This window comes from Bifidobacterium sp. UTCIF-1 (assembly GCF_006408915.1).
Taxonomy (GTDB): domain Bacteria; phylum Actinomycetota; class Actinomycetes; order Actinomycetales; family Bifidobacteriaceae; genus Bifidobacterium; species Bifidobacterium reuteri.
In genome coordinates this window covers 1-10,445 of the sequence record NZ_JFAG01000036.1, presented here as the reverse complement: position 1 = coordinate 10,445, position 10,445 = coordinate 1, and the positions used below count along the sequence as shown (strand labels likewise).

Genomic DNA, 10,445 nt, shown 5'->3' with positions numbered 1-10,445 from the left:
CGCCCCGATTCAACCAACCAAGGACCCACCAGGAAAAACCCCGACAGGCTCGGAACGGACTGGCAATCAAAAAACGACTCTAAAAAGTAGTACAAACACGCTCTTGAGTTCTCAAACCACCACCACACTCTCACCTCGCAGCTCTTCAGGAGAAGAACCACTCGCTGAGCGGCAGCAAGAGATAAACTTACACGAGCATGTCGATTTGCGCAAATCAGGGCGCACAAGAACCCTAGGAACCGTTGCAATGACGCGGTTCCTTCGGCGTGTCGCAAACAGCCTCACATCGCTGTTCTGTTATCAGAATATCCCGTATCGGATCACGATTCAGTTACACATTCATCTATTCACCGGAGTGTCGCGGAAATTCACCCCTGATTCAACTTTCCAATCCGCATCATCGACTGATCTATATCTTTGCTGTCTCGGCCAGCGTCATTACGCACAGCAGATACCTATAGAAATGCTAATAGTTCATCTCGCTAATAATTGAGGACTTCGGTTTTGCATCTCTCCCCCAGTCAGCTACGCTGACAGCCCGTCCTGCAAGTATGGACGCGCTCCGCGCGGCATCCTGCTGGCTCGCCTGCTGGCTCGCCTGTCGGCTCGCACGTTGCCTACAAACAGCTCCGCTGTTTGCTTCACGGCAACGTCCCGTCAGAGGGGGCCAGCAATCAGGGACGCGCTTCGCGCGCTGCCTACAAACAGCTCCGCTGTCTGCCTCAAGCACATCCCATCAGAGCCACCGCTGTCTGCTCAGGGGCAACGGTCAGTCAAAGGGACAATACCACTCAAACACATGCAAGACAGACCACCGGCCAGCGGTATCAGCTGTATTCAGCTACATCTGCCAGTCACAGCCATGCAATAGAAAAGGGGACTTCCCATAGTGGGAAGTCCCCTTTCAGCAGCTATTGAAGCTCGCTAGCCTCAGGCCAGGGTGTTCGGATCGACCGGAACGCCCGGGTTCATCGTGGAGGTGATGGTCGCCTTGGTCATGTAGCGGCCCTTCACAGTGGCAGGCTTGAGACGCTTGACCTCGTCGGCCACGGCCTTGAAGTTCTCGTCCAGAGCGGACTCTTCGAAGCTCATCTTACCGATGAGGAAGGAGAGGTTACCGTTCTTGTCAACGCGGAACTCGATCTTGCCGCCCTTGATGTCCTTGACAGCCTTGGTGACATCCATGGTCACAGTGCCGGTCTTCGGGTTCGGCATCAGGCCACGCGGGCCGAGCACACGACCCAGACGGCCGACCTTGCCCATCATGTCCGGAGTGGCAACCACGGCGTCGAAGTCGAGGAAGCCGCCCTGAACCTTGGCGATCAGGTCGTCATCACCGACGATGTCGGCGCCAGCCTCGGTGGCCTCGGTGGCCTTCGGGCCACGAGCGAACACGAGGACCTTGGCGGTCTTACCAGTGCCGTGAGGCAGGTTGACGGTGCCACGCACGAGCTGGTCGGCCTTGCGCGGGTCAACGTTCAGACGGAACACAGCCTCGACGGTCTGGTCGAAGTTGTAGGAGGGCATGCTCTTGAGCAGAGCGATGGCCTCATTGGCGGTGTAGAGGTTGTTGCGATCGACGCGCTCAGCGGCTTCGCGGTACTTCTTGGAACGCTTTACCATCTGGCCTTCTCCTTATCAGTCCGTAACCGTGATGCCCATCGAGCGAGCGGTGCCCTCGATGATCTTCATGCCGGCCTCGATGTCGCGAGCAGACAGATCTTCCATCTTGATCTCGGCGATTTCGCGGACCTGCGCCTTGGTGACAGAGCCGACCTTGTGGGTCAGCGGGTTCTCGGTGCCCTTTTCGATGCCAGCGGCCTTGAGCAGCAGAGCTGCAGCCGGCGGGGTCTTGAGAACGAAGGTGAAGGAACGATCCTCGTAAACGGTGATCTCGACAGGGATGACCTGGCCCATCTTGTCCTGCGTCTGGGCATTGTATGCCTTGCAGAAGTCCATGATGTTCACGCCGTGGGAACCCAGAGCCGGGCCCAGCGGCGGGGCCGGGTTGGCCTTGCCAGCCTGAATCTGGAGCTTGATCAGCGCCGAGACTTTCTTCTTGGGAGCCATAATATGGTTCTTCTTTCTATAACGCGGTTCAAACGGTGGCCGCATACGGTCCCCTGCAACTCATCGCACACAGTCTTGACTCATTTTTTATCCGTGTGTGATTGAGACTGCCGGCGCCGAACCGGTCTCCTCCCGCAACTTATATTGCTGTGCTGTGCTAGCGGGTCTTCCCTCCAGACACAACTTTCTTATTATGCGAGTCCGATTGGACAACACGCCGTTCGAAAAACGGCACAGCACACAAAAAAGAGCCCGACCGTAGTCGGGCTCTTGACAAAGCGTCAGTCGAGCTTCTTGACCTGATGGAAGCCCAGCTCCACCGGCGTATCACGGCCGAAGATGGACACCAGAACCGTAAGCTTCTGAGTGGTGGGCTCGACGTCAGAAACAACAGCTTCCATCGTGGAGAACGGCCCATCGGTGACAGTGACCTGATCGCCGACAGCGTAGGAGACCTCGACCTTGCGCTTCTTGGCTGCAGCAGGCTTGTCGCCAGCAGCCTTGAGCGCCTCGGAGGCAATCATCGGGGCCATCATCTGGACGACTTCCTTGCGGGACAACGGCGCCGGGTCCTTGGTCGGACCAACGAAACCGGTGACGCCCTCAGTCTCACGAACGATACGACGAGCGTTTTCATCAGGCCACATGCGAATCAGCACATAGCCGGGAACGCGCACGCGGGTGATGACCTTCTTGCCCTTCTCGGTGTGCTTCTCGACTTCTTCCATCGGGACTTCGACCTGGAAAATCTGATCTTCCATACCGAAGGAAGCCACACGGGATTCGATGTTGGTCTTCACGCGCTTCTCATAGCCGGAGTAGGTGTGCAGCACATACCACTTGCCGTCAAGGGAACGCAGGGACTTGGAGAACTCATCGACCGCACGCTGGCCGGCATCGGTGCCTTCGGCCTCTTCAGATTCGTTGACCTCGGTCTCTTCGTCATCATCCAGCGAAACGGAACCAGAAGTCTCGGAAGAAGCCACCGGTGCTGCATCAGTAACCGCAGCATCGTCCGCAGCGGTTTCCGCGGTCTCGGCAGGAGCCTCAGCAACAGCAGCATCGGCAGGAGCCTCAGTCACTGCAGATGCTTCATCAGCTACTGAAGACTCAGCGTCAGACTCGTTGTTCGCGAGCACTGCGTCGAGGTTATCGAGATTCAGTTCATCACTCATGCGCGTGTTTCACCTTAAGTTGTTGGGGATCAGCCGAACAGCCACAGCACGAGCTTGCCCAGACCGAAGTCCATGCCCGTGACCAGGGCCATCAGCAGCAGCACGAAGATGAACACGGCCAGAGACCAGAAGAACAGTTCCTTGGCAGTAGGGGTAACGACCTTGCGAAGCTCGTCGACGATCTGCTTGATGAACAGACCGATACGCATGAAGACATTCGGCTTGACTGCCTTTTCACTGTTGCTCGTCTTAGCCATTTTGTACCTCGCGTCAGCTGCTAGTTTTTTTGAGAAACTTGGCAGGGAAGGCGGGACTCGAACCCACAACCTACGGTTTTGGAGACCGTTGCGCTACCAATTGCGCCACTTCCCTAGGTGTATCCACCTCAGCGTTGCGTTACGAGGAACGCTTCGCCACGGCGAAAACCGCCAAGACGACATATTAACGACTGGGGTGGATTAAGGCAAATCGCGTGTCGCGTCCGATCAGCGATACTCGACGAACGCCTTCATGCGCTTCATGCCTTCGGCCAAATCGGCGTCTGCCAAGGCGTAGGAGAAGCGGAGGTAGCCGGGAGCGCCGAACGCCTCGCCAGGCACAGCGGCCACATGGGCCTCATCCAACAGAGCCGAGGCAAAGTCGGCAGACGTCTTGGCCACGGTACCCTGCGGACCAAGCGGCTTGCCTAGCAGCGCGGTGATATCGGCGAACGCATAGAACGCGCCGGTCGGCGTCGGACAATACACGCCTTCGATATCGTTCAGTGCAGCCACAATCGCCTTGCGCCGCGCATCAAAGGCCTTGCGCATCTCATGCACTTCATCCAAGGGACCGGCCACAGCAGCCAGCGCGGCGCGCTGGGAGACATTGGCCACATTGGAGGTCATGTGCCCCTGCAGTTTGGTGGCGGCCTTCGCGATCTCCACCGGAGCGACCATCCAGCCGACGCGCCAGCCGGGCATGGCGTAGGTCTTGGCCACACCGTTGAGCACCAGCAGCTGATTGCGGCATTCGGGCACCACAGCACCGACATAGGTGGTATGCGCATCGTCATAGTTCAGGTGCTCATAGATCTCGTCGGAGATGATCCAGATGTGATGCTCGACCGCCCAACGGCCGATGGCCTTCACAGTCCCTGGCTTCCACACGGCACCGGTGGGGTTGTTCGGCGAATTCACGATGATGGCCTTGGTGCGCTCGGTGCGCGCGGCCTCCAGCGCATCCAGAGACGGCTCGAAGTTCACATCAGCGCCGGCGAACACTTCAACCGGCACGCCGCCGGCAAGTTTGACGGCTTCCGGATAGCTGGTCCAATACGGGGTAGGGATGATGACCTCATCCCCCGGATTCAGCAGAATCTGGAAGGATTCGTACACGGCCTGCTTGCCGCCGTTGGTGACCACCACCTGATCAGCGCCGACCTCGTAACCGGAATCACGCAGCACCTTGGCCGCGATGGCCTCGCGCAGCTCCGGCAGGCCGGGGGTCGGAGTGTACTTGTAGTTCTTCGGGTCGAGGCAAGCGTCCGCAGCGGCTTTCACCACGTTGGCGGGAGTCGGGAAATTCGGCTCGCCGGCGCCAAAACCAATGACGTCAAGGCCTGCCGCCTTCATCGCCTTCGCCTTGGAATCAACGGCAAGGGTGGCGCTCGGCGCCACGGAGTGTATACGGTCGGAAAGAGTTTGCCAATCAGCCATAGTCATGGTTCTCACGATAGACCGAACGTGCGATGTTGGAAAGGTCATGGCATCAGTTTTTGCTCTATCAAACCAACATTCCCATATGCCCGCGTACTATCCCTCAGTCGACTTCGTCGACAGCTTCGTTGACAAGGGGAACCGAAGACGTCCGGCTGGAATGACCCGATGTCCTGTCAACAGCTCCGTTGACAAGGGGAGCCGAAAGACAATGTCGAAGTTGGATTAGCAGAACCATCATTTGGGGGATGACTGGTGGTGCAATAGAGAGGAACAGTGGCGCAAGGGGTCGGGAGCAGCTATGAGCAAACATGATGGGGCACACGACGGTTCGCATATTGCCGACGAGCCGGTTACATCGCCTCGCGCACACCAAACAGGCCAGCATGGCAAACACGGGGAGCATCGTCGGTATGGACAGCATGCCAGCCGCCATTCCATAGCGATGCTCGCGGCACGTCGTGTCCGGCGTCGCATGGTCATCGCTATCGCCGCAATCACGGCGCTGATCGTGGTGGGTGTTGTGGCATTCGGAATGGCGCGGGTCAACGGTACGCGACTGATTGAGCCAGGCAGGGCCTTCAACGGCTTCGACCAACCGGCGGCCACCGTGCCTTCGCATACCACCCTCGACCGTCAGGCTGCGCCCGGCATCGACCCGGGAGACATCGTCATCGGCGTCAATGGCAGCAGCACCACCTATGTGCTCAAGGGCGAGTCATACGTGGAGGGAGGCGCACACGCCATAGAGCCGAAGGATGGTGTGCTGACCGAGCGCATCACCATCAGCGGCACCGTGGATACCAATACACCCGGCGACTATACCGTGCAGTATGTAGTGCATGATTCCACCGGCCACACGGCAGTCGCGACCCGCACTGTCACCGTGGTGGACACGATGGACAAGCAGACCGATGGTGTTCCGGTGCTCATGTACCACTATGTGTACGACCCTGCGACCACCCCGGCAAGCGAGGTCGACGCGAACTGGATTTCGACCACGTCGCTTGAGCAGCAATTGCAGTATCTGACACAGAATGCCTTCTACTACCCGTCCTGGGCCGAGGTGCGCGCGTTCATCGACGGCACGCACAGCCTGCCCAAGCACAGCATCGTGCTGTCGTTCGACGACGGCGAGCCGCATTTCTTCCAGCACGGGCCGGCGTTGATGGCCAAATACCGGGTTCCGGCCACCTCGTTCATCATCGCGTCAGACGGCAACGTACCGCAGCGGATGGCGCAATACGCCACCCCGTATCTTGAGTACGAGTCGCATTCCTACGACATGCATCGCGCCGGAGGCACCGTGGGCCACGGCGGACGCATCAGCGCGATGAGTCATCAGGAAATCGTGGACGATATCAAGCAATCAGCGCAGATCACCGGATCGCTGCAGGCGTTCGCCTACCCATTCGGCGACACCACGCCGGACGCGCAGGCTGCAGTCAAGGATGCCGGCGTGCCGCTGGCGTTCACCACGGAATACGGTTGGGCGAAGATCGGCGGCGACCCCGCCGCGCTGCCCCGCGTGCGCATCCAAGGCACAGAATCATTGGACGCGTTCATCGGTGCGATTCAGTGACGCGGTACCGGACCGCACCGGCACCACCGCCTACACCAGCACCAGATTGTCGCGATGCACCAGCGGATGCGCGTATTCGGGGCCGAGGAAGCGCTTGAGCTGGGCGGTGTTGCGGCCCAGCATCTGCGGAATCTCCTCGGAGTCGAACCCGGCGAGACCGCGCGCCAGATGTTCGCCGGCCTCGTTGTCGATCCACACCGGATCGCCGGCGGAGAACGCACCCTTGGCTTCCAATGCGCCGGCCGCAAGCAGCGAGGCTCGGCCGCCGCGAATCGCCTTGGCGGCACCGGCATCGACCACGATTGTGCCGCGCGGGTCGGCGGCGAAACCGATCCACAGACGGCGTGACGAACCACGGGCCTTGACCGGCGCGAACACCGTGCCGACCGGGTCGCCCATCATCGCCGGGCCGGCGTTCGCAGCGCAGGTCAGCACCGTCGGGATACCGGATACCGCGGCCACACGGGCTGCTTCCAGTTTGGTGACCATGCCGCCGGTACCGACTTTGGACCCCGAACCGGAGACCGTGATATCGCCCAAGGCATCGATCACATTGGGCACATATTCCACGCGATGCGAGCCGGGCTGGGAAGGCGGTGCGGTGTAGAGCGCGTCCACATCGGTGAGCAATACCAGCGCCTCGGCACGTACCAGATTGGCGATCAGCGCGGAAAGCCGGTCATTGTCGCCGAATCGGATCTCATTGGATGCCAGCGAATCGTTCTCGTTGATAATCGGCACCACGCCGAGGTCCAGCAGTCGGCTGAGCGTGCGCTGCACATTGCGGTATTGCGTGGCGCGAATCGTATCCTCGGCGGTGATCAGAATCTGCCCCACGCGGATGCCGAACCGACCGAACGCGGTCTCATAGCGCGCCATCAGCAGTCCCTGGCCGACCGCGGCCGTGGCCTGCTGGGTGGCCACGTCGGCAGGCCGTTCCTCGAAGCCGAGCGGGCCGAAACCGGCGGCGATGGCACCGGAGGACACCAGTACCACGCGACCGCCCATCAATCGCACCTGAGCCAAGGCCGCGGCCAAAGCGTCGAGTTTGGCGGGGTCAAGGTGGCCGCTCGGTGTGGTGAGCGAGCTGGAGCCCACTTTGACCACGATGGTGCCGGCTTCGGCGATGCTGCGACGAACTTCAGTCTGGCTCGGCGTGCTCATGACTACTCTTCGTCCACGTCTTCGCCGCGGCCGAACAGGCTGGTCTCGTCGTGGCGATCGTCATCGATGGACGGGTCGGCCCAGTGGCCGGCCTCGCGTTCGGCGCGCATCGCCTCGCGGACGGCAGCGCGGGCATCCATCATCTCGTGGTACTGGGCGCGACGCTCGGCGTTGGAGCGGCGACGGCCGCCCGGATTGAGCTCCTGCAGTCGCAGATCCTTGCCTCGTGCACCCAAGTTGGAGCCATCGAGGTTCTCGGCACCGGCGGAAATGGTCGGATCCCAGTCGAATTCGACCATGTTCGCACCACGTCCGATACGAATCTCGTCGCCCGGATGAGCGCCCTTGCGTCGCAGTTCGTCCTCCACACCGAGCTTGGCCAGACGGTCGGCCAGATAGCCGACGGCCTCGTCGTTGTCGAAGTTGGTCTGCATCACCCAGCGTTCGGGCTTGGTGCCGCGCACCTCGTAGAAGAACTCGCCGTCGCCCAACTCGCGGCGCTCGACGGTGAAATCGGCTGGAGTGCCGTTCTTGCCGGCACGACGCTGGTTTCGGCCGTTGGCCAGCGGGTTGATGACCACGCGGGCCTCTTCTTCGGCCTGTTCGCGGTTGGCGACCTCCTCGCGCATCTCCTTGACCAGTCCGGACAGCGCGAAGTTCAGCTCCTTCAGTCCCTCGTGCGAGGCTGTGGAGATTTCGAACACCTTCAGGCCGAGCTTTTCGAACTCCGGCTTGACGAAATCGGCAAGCTCGCGGGCCTCCGGCACATCGATCTTGTTGAGGATGATGATGCGTGGGCGTTCTGGAATCGGAATCGCACCCAGCGGCAGCTCAAGCTTGGCGGCGTACTTGGCCAGCTCGTTCTCGAGCGCGTGGTAGTCGCTCATCGGGTCACGGTCGGGCTCGAGGGTGGCGCAATCAATCACATGCGCGATGATTTCCGTGCGCTCGATATGACGCAGGAATTCGAGACCCAGGCCCTTGCCTTCGGAGGCGCCGGGAATCAGACCCGGCACGTCGGCGATGGTGTATCGCGAATCGCCCGCGATGACCACGCCGAGATTCGGCACCAGCGTGGTGAACGGGTAGTCGGCGATCTTCGGCTTGGCTGAGCTCATCGCGGCAATCAGGCTGGACTTGCCCGCCGAGGGGAAGCCGACCAGCGCCACATCGGCGATGGATTTGAGCTCGAGGATGATGTCGCGCTCTTCGCCGGGCTCGCCGAGCAGAGCGAAACCGGGGGCGCGGCGGGTCTTGTTCGCCAGTGCGATATTGCCCAGACCGCCGGCACCGCCCTTGGCCGCGACGAAGCGGTCACCCTCATGACGCAGATCGGCGAGCTGATCGCCCGGATGCTTCGACTTGCCCTGTTCGCCACGGGCTTCGAAGATCACCGTGCCGCAGGGAACCGGCAGAATCAGGTCGTCGCCCTTGGAGCCGTCCTTATTGTCGCCCAGGCCCATCGTGCCGCTGCCTGCGGTGCGGTGAGGCACAAAACGGTAGTCCAACAGGCTGGTGGCATTGCGCGTAGCCTCGAAAATCACGGAACCACCGTCGCCGCCATTGCCGCCATTCGGGCCGGCCAACGGCTTGAATTTCTCACGGCGGATGCCTGCCGAACCGTTGCCGCCGTCGCCGCCCTTGACATGGACGGTCACTCTATCCACAAAATCACTCATAATATTCCACTCTACCGATTGGGGTTGATGGACTGTTTTCTGTGCACCATAGGAAGGGGCGTGGCGGAACTGGGGCCAGCGCAAGTCTTATCCCGTTGTGATAACATTGGGAAAAGAATCAAGGAGGAATCATGACAGCAACAGCCGAAACCAGAATCAATTTCCGTACAGACCCAGAAACCAAGGAAGCAGCGACCCGCGTCTTCGACACTCTTGGCATCGACATGTCCACCGCGTTGAACATGTTCCTCAAGCAGACGGTAAGGAACCAGGCGCTGCCCTTCACTCCCAGCGTTGACACCACGGCGAACATGGAAGCTCGTCGTCAGGCATTCGCACGCGAAGGACGTCGCTTCGACACCGTCGACGAGCTGAGGAGCTTCTATGGCGATTGAGGAAATCATCGCGACAACCATCTTCGACAAGGACATCAAGGCACTTCGCAAGAAGCACACTCCACTGGCTCCACTATGGGATGCAGTGGACGCCATAGTCGCAGACGACAAGAATCTGCTCTCCAGCAAATACAAGGACCATGCGTTGACCGGCCAGTGGACAGGATTCCGCGAACTGCACATCAAAGGCGACTGGCTGCTTGTTTACCGAATCGACGGCAACGGATTGACCTTGGTGCTGACTCGTACCAGCACCCATGACGTGCTGTATTCTGCACGCACGACAGGCAAGGACATCGACGCCTACCGCCGCGACGAAGGTCACACCATCAGCAAGCACTGAGCCCCAGAACGTCGACTGGATCCCGTCATCGCGTTGGCGGTTTCATCCAACAGTGCGGATCATACTGACATCGGAATCCAGACCAAAGCGGCTCATGGAGTCCGCAGACGCGCATAGCGGAGCAAGCATGAGCTGAATCACTGCACAATTCGCCCTATTTCGGTATGAGAAAGCCGCACTGCGCGTTTGGGTTGTGCAGTGCGGCTTGTGAGGAGCATGGAGGGCGTGGATTCCATGCGGATGGGATCCACGGCGGTTCCGCCCTATGCCCGATAACGCCCGGCCTCAGCCACGGCGGTTCCGCCCTATGCCCGATAACGCCCGGCCTCAGCCACGGCGA

11 protein-coding genes and 1 tRNA gene are annotated in these 10,445 nt (G+C 60.4%); 4 read left to right on the top strand and 8 right to left on the bottom strand.

All coding sequences use genetic code 11. The annotated features are described in order from the left end of the window. Positions 1-493, top strand: a 493-nt coding sequence (locus BW09_RS11015; RefSeq protein ID WP_219846532.1) for a hypothetical protein, incomplete at its 5' end; no start/stop codon positions are given. Positions 494-930: 437 nt separating this feature from the next. Here the strand turns inward: BW09_RS11015 and rplA are convergent. The 6 genes from rplA to BW09_RS10560 form a co-directional block, all read right to left on the bottom strand. After that, the gene (gene rplA / locus BW09_RS10590) at positions 931-1,623 is read right to left on the bottom strand and encodes a 50S ribosomal protein L1 (RefSeq protein WP_140464170.1); all 693 of its coding nucleotides are present in this window, start codon (positions 1,621-1,623) and stop codon (positions 931-933) included. Between the two features lie 15 nt (positions 1,624-1,638). Continuing rightward, the gene (rplK, locus tag BW09_RS10585; protein ID WP_044090640.1) at positions 1,639-2,070 is read right to left on the bottom strand and encodes a 50S ribosomal protein L11; all 432 of its coding nucleotides are present in this window, start codon (positions 2,068-2,070) and stop codon (positions 1,639-1,641) included. A 281-nt stretch (positions 2,071-2,351) separates the two neighbouring features. Then, positions 2,352-3,245 carry a transcription termination/antitermination protein NusG gene (gene nusG, locus BW09_RS10575; RefSeq protein WP_140464168.1) on the bottom strand — a complete coding sequence of 298 codons (894 nt, stop codon included), beginning with the start codon at positions 3,243-3,245 and terminating at the stop codon, positions 2,352-2,354. Between the two features lie 29 nt (positions 3,246-3,274). Further along, the gene (secE, locus tag BW09_RS10570) at positions 3,275-3,502 is read right to left on the bottom strand and encodes a preprotein translocase subunit SecE (protein WP_044090642.1); all 228 of its coding nucleotides are present in this window, start codon (positions 3,500-3,502) and stop codon (positions 3,275-3,277) included. A gap of 39 nt (positions 3,503-3,541) precedes the next feature. Continuing rightward, positions 3,542-3,617 (bottom strand) — tRNA-Trp (locus BW09_RS10565). A gap of 113 nt (positions 3,618-3,730) precedes the next feature. Further along, positions 3,731-4,942: a pyridoxal phosphate-dependent aminotransferase gene (locus tag BW09_RS10560; RefSeq protein ID WP_140464172.1), complete on the bottom strand. Its 1,212-nt coding sequence runs from the start codon at positions 4,940-4,942 to the stop codon at positions 3,731-3,733. A gap of 301 nt (positions 4,943-5,243) precedes the next feature. Between BW09_RS10560 and BW09_RS10555 the strand changes: the two genes are divergently transcribed. Next, entirely contained in the window at positions 5,244-6,524 is a 1,281-nt protein-coding gene (locus BW09_RS10555) for an immunoglobulin-like domain-containing protein (protein WP_140464166.1), read from the top strand. A gap of 30 nt (positions 6,525-6,554) precedes the next feature. Here BW09_RS10555 and proB read toward each other — a convergent pair whose 3' ends face one another. Further along, a complete protein-coding gene (proB, locus tag BW09_RS10550) occupies positions 6,555-7,688 on the bottom strand; it encodes a glutamate 5-kinase (RefSeq protein ID WP_140464164.1) in 1,134 nt (377 codons plus the stop codon). Between the two features lie 2 nt (positions 7,689-7,690). Next, entirely contained in the window at positions 7,691-9,367 is a 1,677-nt protein-coding gene (gene obgE, locus BW09_RS10545) for a GTPase ObgE (RefSeq protein ID WP_140464162.1), read from the bottom strand. A 131-nt stretch (positions 9,368-9,498) separates the two neighbouring features. Between obgE and BW09_RS10540 the strand changes: the two genes are divergently transcribed. Then, positions 9,499-9,762, top strand: coding sequence for a type II toxin-antitoxin system RelB/DinJ family antitoxin (locus BW09_RS10540; RefSeq protein WP_044090646.1), 264 nt, complete (start codon positions 9,499-9,501; stop codon positions 9,760-9,762). Further along, positions 9,752-10,105: a type II toxin-antitoxin system YafQ family toxin gene (locus tag BW09_RS10535; protein WP_044090647.1), complete on the top strand. Its 354-nt coding sequence runs from the start codon at positions 9,752-9,754 to the stop codon at positions 10,103-10,105. Before BW09_RS10540 ends, BW09_RS10535 begins: the two co-directional genes overlap by 11 nt. The last annotated feature ends 340 nt before the right edge of the window (positions 10,106-10,445 follow it).